Origin of the sequence: Ralstonia sp. Ralssp110, assembly GCF_047325135.1 — a bacterium.
Lineage (GTDB): Bacteria > Pseudomonadota > Gammaproteobacteria > Burkholderiales > Burkholderiaceae > Ralstonia > Ralstonia mojiangensis.
Genome location: NZ_CP168608.1, coordinates 24,634 through 42,011, shown reverse-complemented (window position 1 = coordinate 42,011; position 17,378 = coordinate 24,634). Strand labels below are relative to the sequence as shown.

Genomic DNA, 17,378 nt, shown 5'->3' with positions numbered 1-17,378 from the left:
CACGGGTTGTTTTTTGGGGAGGACGGCCGCCACGGCTCCTAGCACTTTAAGCATTGCGGCATGCCGGAAGCGTAGGCATAGCGTCAAACCGCAGCCTATCGCTCGATGTCACCGCCTAGCTCCGGATCCGGGGGCTGCGCGCCTCGATCCGATATATCTGCGCTATGGCCTGGTGATGGCGTGCCAGGATCAAATGTCGGCTTCTCCGGTTGCTTGCCAGATGGTGGCGTTGACCGACTCGTCTCCTGCGGCCGACGGGAGGCCAGTTCTTGCAGAATGTCCCGACGCTCGACAAATATGCGGTTAATTGCGCCATCAGCAAATTCAACATTGAGCCGCGCATCGGCCGCCACCCGCGCCGCCTCCATCTGGAATTCCAACGGTCCAGACAGCTGCAGCACCGGCCCAAACTTCTGCTGCGCGAGGCGCAGGGCGATTTCGATCGCATCCCGATCGTTCTGCCACAGACGCACCGACTTGCCCTGGTCAACCAGCAGCGCAGCACCGTTGCGCTGGTACTCCACGTCGCCGTTGCGCTGAACCCGGTGCGTGATGACGGGACCGTCATACAAGATCGCGTTGGGCTGCACCGGGCGCGTAGGTCGGATCGTGAGTCGGCGCGGATCTTCGGCCGGCTCTTGAGGGCGCAGTCGCTGCAGCTCGAACAGCGCCGCGGTGTCGCCGCGCTGGCCACGTGCTGCGAGATACGCCAGGTAACGATCCTCCTGCGACGGCCGAGACGCCCTCAACGTATCGCGCTCGGCCGTGATGGCGCGGCTGAGCGCCGTTTCCTGCTCCACGCGCGTCATCCGCGCCGTCGACAATGCCGCCTTGACCTGTGCTGCCCGCGACAGCTTCGGATCTTCACCGATAGCGCTGCGTGCCGCACGGAACGCCGACCGGATTGCCTCGCGCCGTTCACGCTCGCTCTGCAGCTGCGCCGCCCACGCCGCGCGGTCAGCCTGGCCGAAGACTGCACGCTGCAGCATGAACTCACGCCACAGCGCCGGCGTCGGCTCCGGCCGCTGTGGTGAGGGCGCTTCAATCTCCCGGCCGGTCTGCGCCCGATAGGTTGTGCGCAGCAGCTGCGCCGCATCTGCCCAGGACAGATTCAATTCCTTCGTCAGGAAATCCGATACGTTCAGGTTGCGCATGCCGGCACGGATGCGATCACCACCGTCCGCACCCTTGGTGATCGCGTACTTGTCGACGATCAGCCCATGCGTGCGCGAGAGCGTATCCAGCAACCGCTGCGCATCCAGGTTCGCCTTGATCTCGCGGAACTCGGCCCGCTCAATGTCGCCGCGCGCAGCCCGCCGCTCCGACAGATCTCGCGCCAGCTGATCCAGCACACTGTCCGCTTCCCGTCCCGTCGCTGTGCGCGCCCGGCTGTTGAACTGCACCACAATGTCGCCGGCGCCCACGGCCGCTGGCCATGACGGCGGATGCTGCGAGTGGCCGGGGGGAGCGTCAGCCCTAATGGGCTGGCTGTTAATTGCATTTATTCCTGCATCCGACTGCGCGCGCTCAAACGGCATCGAGCCGATCGCATCAAAGCCCTCGATCTCAGCCAGATTGCGCGGCCCCGGCCGCTGCCCAAATGGGGCTGGTATACCCGCGGCACCTGGTGGTGGCGCAAACTGGTACTGCGTGAACTTCGCAGCGCTGGCCGAAAGCAAGCGCGCTTGGCTTGCAGGGTCGCCAGCTTGGTAGGCGTCATACATCCGCGCTGCCACAAAACGCCAAGCTAGATCCTCGGCCGATAGACTTACGCTTCTTCGTTCGCTTGTTCCCGCTCCAGCGAAATCGCCAGCCCGTCGCAATGCGTCAGCTCGTTCGGCTTGCTCGACTCCCAGCTCCAGTAGTGGATCAGCCGGCAGTAGCTCTTGAGCTCGCGTGGGGTGGCCATCCATACCGCCGAAGGGCAGACCTCGCACACGGTCTGCGGATTCGGGCGCCGCGCGGGGTCGATCTGCATCAACGTCAACGCCACCACGCCCGTGCCCGCCTCGCCGGTCACGTTGGCTTGGCTGCGCTTCGACTTCTCTTCCGAACTCCGGGCGTGAATCACCCCATCCGCGTCCACCGTCTCGTTCGGCCCAACGCCAGGCGCCGTGCTCTCCATACCCGCTGCGCTCGCCTCGGTCGAGTGCTTTGCCATCCAAACCTCCATAGGGTTGATAGAACTGAAACTCGCGCTCGGCCAGCAGCGTGCGCTGCTCATCCGCCGGCGCTTCCCGATAAATCTTGTAGAACGGACTGCCACCGTTCAGGTATTTGACTTCACGTGCCCGCGAGGTATGCCACTCGGCCAGCGCCTCACGAAACATGACTGGCGTGGTGCGCGGCTGACCAGGCGCGACGTATTCCGCATGCACCCGGGCTTCCATCGCGGCCCGCTTGTCTTCGGCGCTCAACTCAACGAACTCGCGCGAGAAAACGTATTCCTTGAGGTTCACACCCTTGGCCGCGCCAGACGGCTTCACGTTCTCGTATTCATTGCTGCGACCGGCATTGCGCGTGCGCACCTCGCCGAATTCGGCCAGCAACGATCGGAAGTCTTCGTAACATGTGATGTCCCGCGCCAGCACGGCGTCCAGGATCGCCGACCGCAGCTCGCGGTTCGACCCATCGAACGCATCGCCCTTGTAGCGGCTGATCATCTCCGATGAGTCGGTGAAGGCCACGCGCCGGTTGTCGCGCGGGCTGGCCAAGCCGTACTTGGCATTGACGTGTTCCTGGAAGGCCTCCAGGAAGCGCGTTTGCTGGTCGACCTTGCCGAAGGGGTCCAGACGCCGGCCCGTCAGCCGGTTCAGCGCCGGCACCACGACGTGGATGTGCACCTTGCGCTCCACCAGATCACCCGTCTTGCGATCGGGATAGCTCTTGAGACGCGGCACGTGCGCTTCGGCGTAGAAATTGTATTCGTCCGGCCGGTAGGCGGCGAACATGAACGCCTCGAAGTCACGCACGATCTCGGCCAGCACCTCACGCGACAGCTCGTCCTCTTTGAACGAGAGCGTGACATTCATGTACCGGCTGGCATCGGTGCTGTCCATCGACTGGATCAGCGCATCGGTCAAGTCCAGGTCGCCGGCGAGGATGACGCGCTCATCCATCTCGTTGCGCGTGAACTCGCGGTCTTGCTTCTGGCCTTTTTCCAGATACTCCTTGACGCCTTCGCGGTAGTGCCGGATGCGGATCAGCATGGGCGGCTCAGTCCACCTGGGCCAGCGTGGCCTTCAGATACCGACCAATCAGCTGCAGCCGGTCGAGCATCTGCATGTAGGTTTCCTCAGGCAGAGCGCCGCGCTCATGGTCTGCACTGGCTTGGCGCGCGAGCCGCTCGATGTCGCGGCTCGTCTTGCCAAAGATGAACAGCAGGCGTTCGCGGTGGGGCGTGGCCTTCAGACGCGCCACCAGCTGCGTGCGGTTGGCCAGCACCGCCTGGCGGAAGAACTCGGATTGGGTCAGGCCAGACGCCGCGACCTTGGCCAGGTACGCCTCGCGATCAGCTTCCGACAGCCGGAAGCTGATCGGCTTAGACAGGCCACCTTCGGGCTTCGGTTTGGGCATCGCAGAGTCTTCTTGTCGGGGTTGGGCTGCTGGATCGGGCGCGTCGCGCTACGCATAACAGGGGCGCGGAGGGCCGTCCTGTCGCGCAGTTCCACGCGGCAACGCCGCGGGGGTTTCAAAGGGGCGAGCCCCTTTGGCACGTTGTATTTTACGGGAGGCGGAGCATCGCGTAAACATACACTACGTGCCTTACGACTTTGATCTAAGTGGTAACTATTCAATACTCTTACCAGAGTATGGTGAGACTCCTGAATAGAGATACAGAATCCTTTAGAATCCGGCGGAATCAATGCAGAACTGATGCAGAGCTATCTAAGAATCGATCGGTAATGATGCGATCACCGCGATACGGTGACTCGCCGAATCTCGTTAGCGGCTCATGAGTCACTTTTTGGCGCGCATATGAACGTTCAGGAATTCCAGAATCAGGTCCAGCCAGCACGACGACGCTCAATAATGCATCCGTGGCTCGCCGACATTCAGGCGCTGCGGGCGGCGGGTTACACCATCGAGCAGGTGCGCCAATTCCTCGCCGCGAATCAGGTCGTCGTGGCGTTCTCGACCTTGGCCGCCTTCATTGCACGGCAGACACCGCAGGAGAAACCGGCGCGCTCTCGGACCGCTCCGGCTGCGAACGTGAGCGAACCTGTCCGGCAAGCCGCTGACACGTCAGCACCGCCGAAGAAAGCGGAGCGGTCTTACAAGACCACGGAAGAACTGGCCAAGGAGAACCCAATGCTCAACAAGCGGGCCATCCTCGACTTGTACGCCCGCCAGTTCCAGGTAGAGTCGCCGAATCCGTTGGATGAGTTGATTCGCAAACAGGAAGAACGCAAGCGCTTGGCGCGTGAGCAAGTCAGTGCAGGGAGCGCAGGGGCCGGGCCGACTGCTGCGAGTGGATAGAAGGGAAGGCGGTCAGCGTCAGGAGTGTCCGCGCCCAGGTCGAAGGGCATAGGGGACCCCTCCGGGGACATGGGAGCGTTGGTTACCTTCCAGGCGGTTGTCGCGCGGCCAGCGCGGCTCGCGGGACCGAGTAGCAGGTTGGACTGACAACGCCCCGACTTCAGCGTCGCACTTGCCTGACCACCCTTCTCTGCAAGCCCGTTCGCCATGGCAGGTAGACCGCTCGCGGCGTATCCGGCCGCAGTCGTCATGCCGCGAGGGTGGGCGGGCCATGCCCGCCCAAGGGGGCGCCATTGCGGCGCCCCATCCAGCTTAGTATTCGTCCGGGAACAGTAGAGTCGTCACGCTGCGGTCAGACTCGGTAATGACCCATACCTTGCGGCTGCCGACCATGTAGCTCGACATGAGGCGTCCGCCCTCTTCCAGCGCGCGGGCGTTGCTGTAGCAATCCTCTTCGCACATGTCGCCCCAGTCGCCCATGGCGTGGCGAGCAACCAGCATGGCTGGCACGGACGGCAACAGGCCGCGCTCCTTCATGAAGTCATAGCAACCCGTCGTCATCGCCACGTCGCCCAGCTTGAACGGCAGGCCCCGGCGCTGCTCGACGCCTGCGGGTGCGGCCCCCATGAAGTGCTCGGTGTAGGTGCCGTCCGCCTTGTGATAGACGTAGCGCTCGCCCATGTTGCCTGCGCGGTCCTTCTGCGCCTGCGCGAACATGGAGGCCGGAACGTCGATGCCCAGCGTTTCCAGCTTGGCGCGGTAATCGTCCAGATCGAACGCATACGGCTTGCGCTCCTGCAGGTTCGTGTAGACGTAGCGGTCGGCGTCCAGATACTCGACCGTCAGCAGATACTGCTGCACGGGGCGATCCCAGCCGATCATCACACGCACGGGACGATTCAGGTAAGTCGTTTCAAAATAGTGTTGACTCATGTTTCGTACTCATATGGTTTGTTAGCTACCGGGCCCCTAGATTTGGAGCCCTCTCCAGGGCAGGTTTGTCAGGTGGTGTTGCGGCCTGTCAGCGCTGCCGCCGTTCCCCTGAGTTCCTCGCCCTGTGGACAAAGGAGGCGACGCTTGCCACGCCGCAAGGGCGCGCACGGAGGCCGCATGCGGAGCACAGCCCATGGGGCGAGCACCGAACGGGCGAGTACGCGGCGAAGCGAACCCTTGCGACGTGGCAAGCGTCGCCTACGGTCCACAACAGGGCGGGGAACTCAGGGGAACGGCGGCAGTGCCCGGCGACACCACTGGCAGACGCCGCGCGGCGAGCGCCTATTGCGGGCCTTGGCCCGCACTGGAATCCACGTAAGCGGTGGGATGCGCGACACGACATAGCGCAGAGGCCCACGGCAATGGTCAGGCAAGACGGCGGGCACACGGCCCGCCGCGGAAGAAGGCATTGCAGGCAACAGCGTGGACCACTACACTGCTGCCTGCGAGCGGGCGACTCACCCGCTCGCAACTCATACCTCGCCCAGCCTGCATGGCTGGGATTTTTTTGTCAGGCGGCGTGCTGACGCAGCAGCGGCGGCACCCAGCGTTTGCCCTCCAGCAAGCGCCCTGCAGCCTCCACCATCGGCCCTTTCTTCATGGCCGCGAGCGGCACGGCTTCCGCTGGCGAAACCGCTTCACTGACCGCTTGCAGCACATCGGTCTTGCGCACCTGGCACAAGTAGCCATCGGGCGTCGCGCTCCACCAGTCCGCCATGTCCAGATTGACGGCTCGCGCGAGTGCATCGGTGCAATGCTCGCCACTGCGGGATTGGATGCCATCAACGGTGAGCGCCGTGCAGTGGGCCAGCAGCGCGATCAACTCTTCCTGCGGCATCGCCAACAGGTGTTCCCACAGCGCATCTGGTTCGCCCGGCAAGCGCTCGCCCCACTCTGCCCGCGCCGCATTGATCTGCTGCCATGCCCGCGAGTCTTCGAGCGCCACATCGGCGGCATGCAAGTCGTACGCTACGTTCTTGGCCGACACCTTGATGCCGCCCTCGCCGCTCCGGTAGTACACCTCGCGCGCCAGATCCGTCACCATCGTGTGCGCCAACGCTGCGAGCGCCACATGGTGGTTCTCCATCAGCATGGCTTGCAAGGCAGCCGTGCGCTGCGCGGTCAGCGCGCGCACCAGTTTCTTGGGCATCGCGGGCAGGCGATTGGTAATGCCGCTTCCGGACACTGCTGCTGCGCCGCGCGCCTGCGCGCGAGCGGCCTTGACAGCAGCCTTGCGGTCTTCCGGGCGGATCGCACCTCGAATCACCTCCACGCCTTGGTCGCGCAGTGCAACGATAACGCCGGCATGGGTCTTGTCCGCGACCGTCTCCAACGCGGCTTCGCGCTCGCTGCGCTCCGTGTAGATGCCCTCCAGTTCATCCGACAAGCGCTGATAGGCCTCGTCAGCCCCCTCGTCATCGGACAACTCCAGCGCCTCCATCTGCGCTTCGATGGCCTCTTGGCGCTGGTCCAAGGCATCCATCGCAGCCTGCTCAGCCTCGGTCGGCTCGCGCAACATCCGCGGCGCACGACCGTAGGCATTCAGCGCGGCATAGTCGGGCTGCACCAGTGCGACAGCCCAAGCCCAACCCTCTTCCGCACGGATCGTCTCCGCTTGCTGTGCCAGTCGTTCTTCCGCCAACTGGTGAGCCAAGGCACCGTCCGCCCAGTACGCACCGTGTTCAGCGAACAGATCAACCTGTTCGTGCCCACCTGCGGCGAGATAGGCATCGCGCCCGACGAATTCAGCCACCGCCGAGTCGGAGGCGATGGACGCTTCGCCAAGCAGGGCACGGCGCAGCGCCGCCGGCGCACGCTGGTAGGCTGGAGTGCCGTGCCAGACTTGCTCTTGTGCCGCATGGTCGTCGCTCACCGTCAACGCCATCAACTGTTCCAGCGACATGGCACCCTCGCGGTAGAGCGCAATCAGTGCGGGTGCGACGTTGGCGAGTTTCAGGCGACGCTGCACCACGGCGACCGACACGCCGAAGTGCGCCGCCACGGTCTCCACACCGGCACCCTCGTCCACCATGCGGCGGAAGCATTCATATTCGTCGGCCGGATGCATGGGCTGGTGCGTGTTCTCGACCGCTGACAGTTCGACGGCGTTTTCATCGGCCACCACGCGCACGGTCACGGCGTAGTCCGCGTCGATCTTGCCTTCGTCGCGCAGCAGCCGCAGCGCGGCGAAACGGCGACGCCCTGCGGCTACAGCGTATGTCGCCTGCTTGCTTTTGCCCTTGGGCTTCACCTCGGTCACGAGTAGCGGGTACAGCAGACCATGGGCCGCGATGGTGGCGGCAAGGCTGGCGACCAAGTTCGCATCGAGTGCGCCTTTACGGACGTTGGCTTCGGATTCGACCAGTCGGGACAGCGGTACAGCAATGTGTTGTTCTTGCATGATGGGTTTCCAGAAGGGTTGTCGTGCTACCGGGCTCCTAGATTCGGAGCCCCCTCGTGGGCAGGTTGGCCAGGCGGTGCGGCGGCCTGTCTAGCCTTGCCGCCGTTCTCCTGAGTTCGTCGCCCTGGGACCCAAGGAGGCAGCGCCGGCCAGGCCGACAAGGGCGCGCTTTGCGCGGCTTGCGAACCCTTGTCCGCCTGGTCGGCGGTGACTACGGTCCCGGATAAGGGCGAGGGGCTCGGGAGAATGGCGCGCGTGGCACGCCGTCACCGCTGGCCAACGCCGCGCGGCGAGCGCCTATTGCGGGCTTCAGCCCGCACTGGAATCGGAACAAGCGCAGAACGGTCGGCCCAGTCAGACAGGCCACACCGAGCGGGAACAACGACGGGGGAAACCGTGAGGAAAAGTGAAATTGACGCAGCAAAATCCATTGACAATGAATTGCTTTCCTTCACCCACCCGGTGAATTCAAGCCCAAGCACCTGCTTGGGCTTTTTTTCTTCAGCAGCGACCTTTCACACCTGTGATGAGATGGCGTGTGCTTCTCAAACTCTGAGTGGGAAGCGGATGGCCACAGGCTCCCTACCCTTGTCCTGGTAAGGGGCAGGCGAACGCCCACACCGATATGCGTGATATCGTCAGCGCTCGGTCAATACAGGTTCTTGAGAAACAGATGTACGAGGAATGCAGGGCATGGTGAGACGCAGGCCCGAATATCCCCCGCCACTCGCCGCCGGCACCTATCGAGCCACTTGCCGTGAAGTGGAAATGGTCCATGCCGCAATGAACGAACACAGCCGTGCTTTCACTGAAGCACTCTGCGTGAGCGACGGTCGATGGTGCATCTTCTACCGCGACGGCACCGAGGTGTGGAGTTGTAATGCGAGCTACGCGGCAGCGCATTTCGACATGGAGCCCGTGTCCGGTAGCAAGGACACCTAACTCGCGCACGCGTCTGTCAGGAACGCCAAGATGCCTGGCGCGCCGGCGATCGGCGTCAAGCCGCCAGCATGAGTTGCGGGGCGGCACTGCGCGATTGCTCGCTCATCTGCTGGACAGTCAACTGATAGCCGCGCGAGTAGACCGTCTTGAGCTCCACTCCGGTCGCCTCTCCGAAGCCCAGCTTCTTGCGCAGCTTGTAGATGTGCTGCTCGATCGAGCGTTCGGCAACACTGGCCTCCGTTCCCCAGACTGCAGAAGCGATCTGCTGGCGTGACAGAAACGCCCCAGGGGACGAGAACAAAAGCCAGGCCGTGGCAAATTCGCGGGCGGTCAAGCGGATGGGCGTGCCGCGTAACGTCACCGTCCGAGTGAGCCGGCACAGACTGTACGGCCCGACCACGGTACGGGTAGCGGACTCGGTCTGCTGCGTCCCGCGTTCCGCGCTGCGCAGAACGCGCTGAACGCGGGCAGTCAACTCCTCGGCGGTGAAGTGGCCGGTGATCACGTCTTCGACAGCGCTGTCAAAAACACGCAGCAATTCCGCGCGTTCGGTGAAGGTGCCGAACACCAGCGTTGGCCAGCACAAGTCGGCATTGCAGTCACGCCAGGACAGAACCAGCTGGCCGGCCGTGCTGAACAGCTGGGCATCGATCATCAGCAAGTCGAAGGCCTCGGTGCGCCGGGCGCGCAACAGCGCCAATGCGTCGTCAAATCGCACGCACGTCACGTCCGCTGGCAGGCAAGCCTCGACGTACGCAAAGCTCGAAGGATTGCTAGTGAGGATGGCGAATTTCATGATGGACCCGATTGATGCGGTGCCGGTCAATATGCAAGCCACCGCTTGTTGTGTTTTACGCGAGCATAGCTTTCACAATCCCTTCACACACCCCTCCATTGGGGGATATTTCGAACGGATCGCGATTTATCGCACGATCAGCGAAGTTGTCATGAAATTGACATCAATTTGAAATACTTAGGCGGCTCCCCCGTACACGCCGGCTAGACAGCTGCCCGCCCGCATTGCGGGCAGCTGGCAATCGCCATGGTTAGGTACCGAACAAATCGAGCTGCTCGCTCTGCGCGATGCGGCGCGTCACGATCGCCGCACGGTGTTGTGCGAGCGGATCGGACGCCGGCGCGACGGCGGGTTCAGTAGCGCTAGCGGTCTGACCTGCACCCTCTTCCTGGTCGACTTCTTCCCGCGCTGCCTCTTCGCGATCCCGGCGCCGCAAACGCATGTCCCACAGGCCCATCACGTGGACCGGCGTCACCCAATGCCCCCAGACCGAGTGGGGCACCAGCGCATTGCAGTGAATCACGATGGCTGGCACGTGAAGGAGACATAGCTGCACGTAACTCATGTGGCAAGCCAACTCATCAATGTCGATCAGCGTGGCATGCATGGTCTGCTGGTAGTTGATGCCCTCATCGAGCAGCGCGGACGCGGCTGCGATCACCATACCGCCTGCGCCGGCGGCCGGCTCCATCAACGTGATGAACCCCTTCTGCTCGATCTCGGCCGCCGCGCCGGACATCAGCATCTTGGCCATCAACCGGGACACCTCCCACGGAGTGAAAAACTGCCCACGATAGTGATCCGACAACTGCAGCGCCTCGAAGACTTGGCCCAACGCATCCTTGTGGCCGCCCTCCAGCGATCCGACCAGACAGCCGAGCATGCGCGGGAAGCATTCCGCTTCTTCGCGCTCGTAGTGCTTCACAATTTCCAGATAGCGTGCCTCGCGCGCCTCGTACTGCAACAGGTCTACGCGGTTGCTGATGGACAGCGCCGCGAGTTCGCAGAAGTCGCGGAACACCTCATGCCGGCGATGCCGGCGCGCGCATTGCTCAATTAATTTCACCAGCGCCTGCTGGTGTGGGTCCAAGTGGGTAGACTGGCGCTTAGCCATAGTTCACGAGCCTCCGTGAAAAAAGTGGTCGGGAAGCCCCGGGGATTGACCACCTCGGGGCTTTTTCTTTCGGAGAGGCGGTTACGAGCGATCCTCTCGCTCGGCTTCCCTCGCTCCCGCCCTTGGGGCGGGCGGGGGGTGGGGATGGCCCATTCCCACACGGGCAAGGGTTGGGATGGGGTGGGGTTCGAGCAGCGAGAAACACGGCTGGTCGCCGCGTCGCATCAAGCATCCCCACACAAGGCCCCTCACAGCGTGATCGGGGCATGTGTGCGGATGCGCGAAGTGGTGGTCAGCCGTGTCGCTGTGCCGTTGGCGGTGCCGACCTCAGGCGGCTGACATGACAGCGCCCTGGCGCTGGCGTGACGGCTGCGTCGGCGCCGCCTGCGGCCTGCGCCGCATGTGACCGGATAAGCTAGGCACGTGACAGTGCGCAGCGCTGGCGCGGGACTGGCCCTGCGCAGGCGGTGCGGGACGCCCCTCATTCACGGTCCGTCGGCCCGCACTTGGATCTCACGGGCACGACGCTACGCCCGCCCTCGTCAACGCGTGGTGGCCACAACGAAAAAAGGCGCAGCCTTGAACAGGTCTGCGCCTTTGCAACGACGGTTGGCGCTGGGCGCCCTACGCCCGGCAGCTGACTCAGCGATCGACCCGGAAATGCTCCGGGCTTTGACCAGCATTGACGCGCGCTGCAGCCCGTCGGACATCTTGCGCTCGGTTGCAACGGGCCGAGCATCGCGCTGTGCACAGCCTGGGCTGGCATATTGCTGCATAGCTTGCAGACAATGGAGAGGCGTCTCCGTATCCCGTGTTGCCCCATCACGCCGATTCCGCTGCATGGGTTGCAGCGCTTCTACATCGCGGCGGGCGTGGCGTGGTACAGCCTGCTCGACAAGCTGGCGTCTAATCGATACATGCGGCTATGGGTGGTCTAAGTCTGCCCGGGCAGACTGATGCGGAGTCTACCTCCATGCTTTCTGGAGAATCCGCATGCCCGTATCCGCACAAACACACGAACACAGCACCCTTGATGGGCTGACGCGCAGCAAACTGCCCGAGATCACCCTGGCGTTCTGGATCATGAAGATCTGCGCCACCACTCTGGGCGAAACTGCAGGCGATCTGCTCTCCATGACGCTCAAGATCGGCTACGCCGCCAGTTCGGTGCTGCTGATCGGCGCCTTTCTCGTCGCCCTGACGGCGCAACTGCGCAGCAAGGCGTATCACCCGCTGCTGTATTGGGCGGTCATCCTCGCCACCAGCACGGCCGGCACCACGCTGTCGGACTTCATGGACCGCACGCTCGGCCTGGGGTACGCCACCGGCTCGGCCATCCTGGCGAGCCTGCTGTGTGCGGTGCTCGTCTATTGGAAGCTCACGCACAAATCACTCTCGGTCACGCGGGTGCGCGGCGGCGGGCAGGAGCTGCTGTACTGGTGCGCCATCCTCGTATCCAACACGCTGGGCACGGCGCTGGGCGACTTCCTGGCCGATTCATCGGGGCTGGGTTTTGCGGGCGGCGCTCTGCTCATTGCCGGCGCGATTGCACTGATTGCGGCGGCGTATTATCTGACCAGCATTTCGCGCGTGGCGCTGTTCTGGATGGCCTTCGTGCTGACACGGCCATTGGGTGCCACAGGTGGCGACCTGCTGACCAAGCCAGTCAACGCCGGCGGGCTGAACCTCGGCACGGCGGGCGCATCGGCAGTGCTGCTGGCGATCCTACTTCTCACCATCGGCTATGCGAGCTGGAAGGCGCGGCGCCGCAGTGGCGATACGCTGCAATCGGCATAGCTACTCAATACCAACCGCATGCGAGTCCTCCTCGTTGAAGACGACCCGATGATCGGCGCGGCCGTGGAAGCCGCGCTGCAGGACGCCGCCTATGCGGTGGACTGGGTGCGCAACGGCCAGACCGGGCTGGACGTGGCCGCGCACCAGCACTACGACGTGCTCCTGCTCGACCTCGGCCTGCCCGGCAAGGATGGCCACGCGGTGCTCAGCAGCCTACGTACCCGCGACAACCCGGTGCCGGTCCTGATCCTGACCGCGCGCGATGCGGTGGAGGAGCGCGTACGCGGCCTCGACGGCGGCGCGGACGACTACATCCTCAAGCCCTTCGAGATGGCCGAGCTGCTGGCACGCATGCGCGCCGTCCTGCGCCGCAAGGGCGGGGCAGCGAGCCCGGTGCTGACCAACGGCGTGTTGACGCTCGACCCCGCAGCGCACGAAGCGCGCGTGGGTGGCGCCGATCCGGTGCAGTTGTCGGCGCGCGAATTCGCGTTGCTGCAGGCGCTCATGCTGCGCCCGGGTGCCATCCTCTCGCGCACGGAGCTGGAAGAGCGCATCTACGGCTGGGGGCACGAGGTGGCGAGCAACGCCGTCGAATTCCTCATCCACGCGTTGCGCAAAAAGCTCGGCGCCGCAGCCATCAAGAATGTGAGGGGCGTGGGATGGATGGTGCCGAGGGGTCAATGACAGCGCCCATTTCCACGGCGGCATCAGTGCAGCGGCGGCTGTCGGCGTGGCTGTCGGCGATCATCGTGGTGGTGGCGGTGCTGGCCGGCGGCTTTGCGTTTGCCTCGGCCTTCCGCGAAGCCTACGAACTGCAGGACGACGTGTTGCGCCAGGTCGGGGCGATGTTCGACCCCACGCATCTACCAGCGCCTGGCAACCCGGCCGATGCACCCAAGGTCTCGGACAAGGAGGCGCGCGTGATCGTGCAGGTGCTTCCGCCGGCCGGTAGCGCGCCCACGGCCGACCTGCCCGCGCTGGCCGACGGCATGCAGACCGCACGCCTGGGCAAGCGCGACTACCGCGTGTGGGTCCGCACGCTCGCCAACGGCCAACGCATCGCCGTCGCGCAGGAAACCGCCGTACGTGACGAAACCGCCCGCGACAGCGCCATCCGCACCTTGATGCCGTTCTTGATTCTCGTGCCGATCTTGCTGGTGGCCGTCGCCCACGTGCTGCGCAAAATGTTCGCACCCATCAAGCGCCTCGCGCACGAGGTCGACAAGCGTGACGAGCGCCAGTTGCACGCCATCGCACCCGAAGCCGTACCCCAAGAGGTGCGGCCGTTCGTTGGGGCCATCAATCGCCTGCTGGCGCGTGTGCAGCAATCGATGGACGCCCAGCACCGCTTCGTCGCCGATGCAGCGCACGAACTACGGACGCCGCTGACCGCGCTGTCGCTGCAGGCGGAACGCCTGGCCCAAGCCCCGATGTCGGACGAGGCTCAGACCCGCCTGACCACACTGCGCCAAGGGATCGAACGTAACCGTGGTCTGCTTGAGCAGTTGCTCACCCTGGCCCGTGCGCAAGAGACCGTCGACACCCCAACCGGCGCCGTGTCCGTACAACGTGTATTTCGCCGCGTGCTGGAAGACTTGATGCCGCTGGCCGACGCCAAGCAGCTCGACGTGGGCGTCACCACCGAGGCCGATTCGCAAGTCCACGCCAATGAGCTGGACCTCTTCGTGGTGGTGCGCAATCTGGTGGATAACGCCATCCGCTACACGCCCGAAGGCGGCAGCATCGACCTGTCGGTCACCAGCGGGGCGGGCATGGTATCGATCGCGGTGCAGGACACCGGCCCGGGCATCCCCGCTGAGGAACGTGCGCGCGTGTTTGGCCCGTTCTACCGTGTGCTCGGCAATGGGGCCACGGGGTCGGGGCTGGGCTTGTCGATTGTGAGTACGGTGGTGCAGCGCCTGGGCGGAGAAACCGTGCTGGGCGAGGCCGATGGCGGTGCCGGTGGATTGCGCGTGACGGTGCGGTTGCCGGTGGCGGGATAACACATTCCACACTTCAGCGACTATCCCGTAACAAAAGCATCATGCGATGATCGGCGCCGCTCCCCACATTGTTTGCTTCATCGCCCAGATGCCGCCCACACCGCACCGTGATCGCCTCCCGAATCTGCTGGAAGTGTTTCTGATCTTGATCGTGCTCTTCTTTACGGAACGCGCTAGCGCCTTCGCTTGGACGCACGTCGGCGCGCAGCGGCTGAAACAGTCGGCCGGTTCCGTCCATGCCGGGAAGCAGCACCAGAGTGACTGACATTTTCTGAATTAATGGATGTCCCATCTAGTTTTTCATGGCGCGAGCGCTCGCAGGTGGGGTTCAAAATGGGGTTCAAAATATCAAACATTGCTCGTGATGTGGGCTCGCACACTGGTGCTGCTGTGGGCAAGTGTGGGTAGCCTCGTGGGCAACCTGTGGGCAGGCGCAGCCTGTCCATCGGGTTGTCCATCAGGCTATCCTCACGGGCCGCGCCAGCGGCTGTCCACAGCCTGGTGGACCACCGTGGCCGGCATGTCGACGGGAGCAGCGGCAAGGTTGATCGCACGGCGGGGCATCGAGCACCACGTGCCGCAGCAACTGGGCTAGGTGCGATCCTCGCTCAGTCCACGCAGATCCGCTTGTGGCGGTCCGGTATAGACGAAGCCATTCTTGGCGGGGCACGTATAGACCACGTGCCCCGGCTCGCGCGTCATCTGAATCCGTGTTGCATGGGAAGCCAGGCGCTGTTCAAGCGCATGAACATACACTGCAGATAGCTCACACCCGGCGACGATCACGCCGACCAGCACGAGCGGCCCGAAGCGCAATTTGGGTGGGATTTCAACGCGAGGCTCCCCGACGATTGGATACGGCGAACGGATCGGCGTGGCTGATGTGATCAGCCCCCCGTAGTCGGCCAACTGAGCCTGATACCACCTGGCCCGCCAGAGGTTGGTGGCGTGTATTTATTGCCATCATCATTGACGCCGCCTTGGCCACCGACCGCCGTCCCGGGCGGTGGGCTGCCTCCAGGAACGGTTCCATTCCCGCCGTCGAAATGGGTGGTCAGCTGTACCCTGCTCCAGCCCTGAGCGCCGCCACCGCCTCCTCCCCCGCCGTTACTGCCTGTATAACTGCCATCGCCGCCACCGCCGCCGCCACCACCACCGGCAGCCGCCCCACCTACACCACCACCACCTCCACCACCGCCTCCACCACCCCCAGCCTTCCCCCCGTCCCCGCCGTCTCCGCCACCGCCGGCTCCACCGTCCCCACCTCGTCCGTCACTGGGCGGATTGTCAGCAGCACCATGGGCTCCCGCCTTGCCGCCACCGCCGCCACGCTCAGAGCCGGTGCTCGCCCCTTGTTGGCCATTGCTACCGTTAGCGCTACCCTGTCCTCCTGCACCGCCAGCACCGCCTGATTCGGCTTTGCCACCACCACCACCACTGCCGTTGCCGCCGTACCCGCTTTGGCCAGCATTGCCGGCCGCGCCGCCCCGCAGGTCGCCTTTGGTGTAGCCGTCTCCAGCACCACCGGCGCCCCCCCAACCGTTGCCATAGCCGAAGCCACCCGCACCGCCACCACCTCCACCTCCAGCCGCGACGAGTATGCTGTCTTCAACGGAATCCCCGTAGTAGGTGCAATCACCGGACCCGCCGACGTGGAGCTTGAATTGGCTGTTGGGAGTGAAGGGAAATGTTTCCTTCAGGTAAGCCCCAGCGCCTCCGTCGCCGCCGCAACTGTTGGGTTCCCCAACGCTCTGTCCCCCATCGCCACCTGGCCCCCACATTTCAATCGTGACCTCAGGAGTGCCGTCTGGAATGGGAGCCGTGTTATCCACGACATAGCTGCCGGGCTGAACGAAGACAATGCTTCTTAGCCTGTCGGACAGTTGAGTCGCCAGCACATTCCAGCCGGTCCGGCTAAGTGCGACCTGAGCAATCAACGAGCCCTTAGTGGTCCACCATCCGTCCGTCGTGCTGTAAAGCGTATCCACTCCCGAGGCCCAGTCGGTGTCGACAAAAATCGGGAACAGCGCGGGGTCGGTAAGTGCGGTTGGCGGGGCCTTGATGCCGCTGAAGTCGTCGCTAAGTTTGGCGAGCCAGGGCCCGTTAGTGAACCACCATCCGTCACTGCACAGGTTCATGGAATCGAAGCCAGACGTAAAGTCAACGTCCTCTCGCGGCAATAGCGCCAGTCCCGGGAATATTTCCTTGAGGGAGGCGAGACGGGTTAAGACGGTTGCACCGTCAGCGCTGAGCTGTACGGCCTCGGTACCACGAACCACCCACCAGCTACCCGGCGGCCGTGGATCAAAGTAAAAAGTGTTGGGTAACCCGCTGGAGAAATCGACCAGTGAGAGCGCGGGCCACCAGTCTTCCAGCGCCACAACCGCGCTGGCGAACCCATCGACGGCGTTGGTCAACTTGACGGCCGAGAGATTCTTTGTGCACCGCCATTCGCCCTGATACTGGTTAATGGAATCAAAGCCCAAGGTCCAGTTTTCTGACATTTTCTCTCCAATCAGTATTTAATGAACCAAACCAACCGAAAAACCAAAAAAGCAGTTCATAAAAAACGCGGCCAGCACCGCGAAGTCGAGACAGCTGTCCATCAGCTTGTCGTAACGGAAGTGACGCGCCGCAAATGTTGGATGTGATTGAGCATCTTCTCCCTCGCGCTCGTGCTGTACCGAGCGCTGGGAACACGATCGAAGGGTCGCGACAGTGCGTACTCGCCAGCGCGCACTCGAAATCCCGCGCCGCATTGAATTTCGCCGGGTTACCTACATCGTACGCATTCAGCAAGCGGGCGCACCACGCTCGGCTCCGAACAGAGAAAGTCGTTCGACACCGAATGCA

At 63.8% G+C, this 17,378-nt stretch carries 14 protein-coding genes and 1 pseudogene; 6 read left to right on the top strand and 9 right to left on the bottom strand.

The window, feature by feature from the left end:
- Positions 1-95: 95 nt before the first annotated feature.
- Entirely contained in the window at positions 96-3,209 is a 3,114-nt protein-coding gene (locus ACEN9T_RS00200; protein ID WP_413705627.1) for an LPD7 domain-containing protein, read from the bottom strand.
- Positions 3,210-3,216: 7 nt separating this feature from the next.
- Positions 3,217-3,576, bottom strand: a complete 360-nt coding sequence (locus ACEN9T_RS00195) for a plasmid mobilization protein (protein ID WP_413705626.1) — start codon at positions 3,574-3,576, stop codon at positions 3,217-3,219.
- Positions 3,577-3,978: 402 nt separating this feature from the next.
- Between ACEN9T_RS00195 and ACEN9T_RS00190 the strand changes: the two genes are divergently transcribed.
- Positions 3,979-4,479: a hypothetical protein gene (locus ACEN9T_RS00190; RefSeq protein WP_413705625.1), complete on the top strand. Its 501-nt coding sequence runs from the start codon at positions 3,979-3,981 to the stop codon at positions 4,477-4,479.
- A 312-nt stretch (positions 4,480-4,791) separates the two neighbouring features.
- Here ACEN9T_RS00190 and ACEN9T_RS00185 read toward each other — a convergent pair whose 3' ends face one another.
- The 3 genes from ACEN9T_RS00185 to ACEN9T_RS00175 form a co-directional block, all read right to left on the bottom strand.
- Positions 4,792-5,412 (bottom strand): hypothetical protein, encoded by a 621-nt coding sequence (locus ACEN9T_RS00185; protein ID WP_413705624.1) that lies wholly within the window; start codon positions 5,410-5,412, stop codon positions 4,792-4,794.
- Between the two features lie 571 nt (positions 5,413-5,983).
- Positions 5,984-7,873 carry a ParB/RepB/Spo0J family partition protein gene (locus ACEN9T_RS00180; RefSeq protein WP_413705623.1) on the bottom strand — a complete coding sequence of 630 codons (1,890 nt, stop codon included), beginning with the start codon at positions 7,871-7,873 and terminating at the stop codon, positions 5,984-5,986.
- A 997-nt stretch (positions 7,874-8,870) separates the two neighbouring features.
- Positions 8,871-9,611 carry a winged helix-turn-helix domain-containing protein gene (locus ACEN9T_RS00175; protein WP_413705622.1) on the bottom strand — a complete coding sequence of 247 codons (741 nt, stop codon included), beginning with the start codon at positions 9,609-9,611 and terminating at the stop codon, positions 8,871-8,873.
- On the opposite strand from ACEN9T_RS00175, the gene ACEN9T_RS00170 reads away from it, so the two are divergent.
- The gene (locus ACEN9T_RS00170) at positions 9,610-9,783 is read left to right on the top strand and encodes a hypothetical protein (RefSeq protein ID WP_413705621.1); all 174 of its coding nucleotides are present in this window, start codon (positions 9,610-9,612) and stop codon (positions 9,781-9,783) included. The two genes, ACEN9T_RS00175 and ACEN9T_RS00170, sit on opposite strands and share 2 nt — an antisense overlap.
- A gap of 78 nt (positions 9,784-9,861) precedes the next feature.
- Here ACEN9T_RS00170 and ACEN9T_RS00165 read toward each other — a convergent pair whose 3' ends face one another.
- Positions 9,862-10,677, bottom strand: coding sequence for an N-6 DNA methylase (locus tag ACEN9T_RS00165; RefSeq protein WP_413705620.1), 816 nt, complete (start codon positions 10,675-10,677; stop codon positions 9,862-9,864).
- Between the two features lie 758 nt (positions 10,678-11,435).
- Here ACEN9T_RS00165 and ACEN9T_RS00160 point away from each other — a divergent pair.
- From ACEN9T_RS00160 to ACEN9T_RS00145, 4 genes and pseudogenes are all read left to right on the top strand, one after another.
- Positions 11,436-11,663 (top strand): annotated as a pseudogene (locus ACEN9T_RS00160) (hypothetical protein); the annotation flags it as partial.
- A 55-nt stretch (positions 11,664-11,718) separates the two neighbouring features.
- Entirely contained in the window at positions 11,719-12,522 is an 804-nt protein-coding gene (locus tag ACEN9T_RS00155; RefSeq protein WP_413705619.1) for a hypothetical protein, read from the top strand.
- Positions 12,523-12,540: 18 nt separating this feature from the next.
- Positions 12,541-13,206, top strand: a complete 666-nt coding sequence (locus ACEN9T_RS00150) for a response regulator transcription factor (protein WP_413705618.1) — start codon at positions 12,541-12,543, stop codon at positions 13,204-13,206.
- Positions 13,182-14,525: an ATP-binding protein gene (locus ACEN9T_RS00145; protein WP_413705617.1), complete on the top strand. Its 1,344-nt coding sequence runs from the start codon at positions 13,182-13,184 to the stop codon at positions 14,523-14,525. The genes ACEN9T_RS00150 and ACEN9T_RS00145 overlap by 25 nt, the downstream gene beginning before the upstream one ends.
- 13 nt (positions 14,526-14,538) lie before the next feature.
- Here ACEN9T_RS00145 and ACEN9T_RS00140 read toward each other — a convergent pair whose 3' ends face one another.
- From ACEN9T_RS00140 to ACEN9T_RS00130, 3 genes are all read right to left on the bottom strand, one after another.
- Positions 14,539-14,817 (bottom strand): hypothetical protein, encoded by a 279-nt coding sequence (locus ACEN9T_RS00140; protein WP_413705616.1) that lies wholly within the window; start codon positions 14,815-14,817, stop codon positions 14,539-14,541.
- A 299-nt stretch (positions 14,818-15,116) separates the two neighbouring features.
- Entirely contained in the window at positions 15,117-15,434 is a 318-nt protein-coding gene (locus ACEN9T_RS00135; RefSeq protein ID WP_413705615.1) for a hypothetical protein, read from the bottom strand.
- Complete coding sequence (locus tag ACEN9T_RS00130) at positions 15,413-17,029, bottom strand: hypothetical protein (protein WP_413705614.1); 1,617 nt, start codon at positions 17,027-17,029, stop codon at positions 15,413-15,415. The genes ACEN9T_RS00135 and ACEN9T_RS00130 overlap by 22 nt, the downstream gene beginning before the upstream one ends.
- Positions 17,030-17,378 lie beyond the last annotated feature (349 nt).

What these genes read in the sequence shown, in the direction of transcription:
- ACEN9T_RS00200 (WP_413705627.1), bottom strand. Translation starts at nt 3,209, where the DNA reads ATGCTGATCCGCATCCGGCACTACCGCGAAGGCGTCAAGGAGTATCTG.
- ACEN9T_RS00195 (WP_413705626.1), bottom strand. Translation starts at nt 3,576, where the DNA reads ATGCCCAAACCGAAGCCCGAAGGTGGCCTGTCTAAGCCGATCAGCTTC.
- ACEN9T_RS00190 (WP_413705625.1), top strand. Translation starts at nt 3,979, where the DNA reads ATGAACGTTCAGGAATTCCAGAATCAGGTCCAGCCAGCACGACGACGC.
- ACEN9T_RS00185 (WP_413705624.1), bottom strand. Translation starts at nt 5,412, where the DNA reads ATGAGTCAACACTATTTTGAAACGACTTACCTGAATCGTCCCGTGCGT.
- ACEN9T_RS00180 (WP_413705623.1), bottom strand. Translation starts at nt 7,873, where the DNA reads ATGCAAGAACAACACATTGCTGTACCGCTGTCCCGACTGGTCGAATCC.
- ACEN9T_RS00170 (WP_413705621.1), top strand. Translation starts at nt 9,610, where the DNA reads ATGATGGACCCGATTGATGCGGTGCCGGTCAATATGCAAGCCACCGCT.
- ACEN9T_RS00175 (WP_413705622.1), bottom strand. Translation starts at nt 9,611, where the DNA reads ATGAAATTCGCCATCCTCACTAGCAATCCTTCGAGCTTTGCGTACGTC.
- ACEN9T_RS00155 (WP_413705619.1), top strand. Translation starts at nt 11,719, where the DNA reads ATGCCCGTATCCGCACAAACACACGAACACAGCACCCTTGATGGGCTG.
- ACEN9T_RS00150 (WP_413705618.1), top strand. Translation starts at nt 12,541, where the DNA reads ATGCGAGTCCTCCTCGTTGAAGACGACCCGATGATCGGCGCGGCCGTG.
- ACEN9T_RS00145 (WP_413705617.1), top strand. Translation starts at nt 13,182, where the DNA reads ATGGATGGTGCCGAGGGGTCAATGACAGCGCCCATTTCCACGGCGGCA.
- ACEN9T_RS00140 (WP_413705616.1), bottom strand. Translation starts at nt 14,817, where the DNA reads ATGGGACATCCATTAATTCAGAAAATGTCAGTCACTCTGGTGCTGCTT.
- ACEN9T_RS00130 (WP_413705614.1), bottom strand. Translation starts at nt 17,029, where the DNA reads ATGTCAGAAAACTGGACCTTGGGCTTTGATTCCATTAACCAGTATCAG.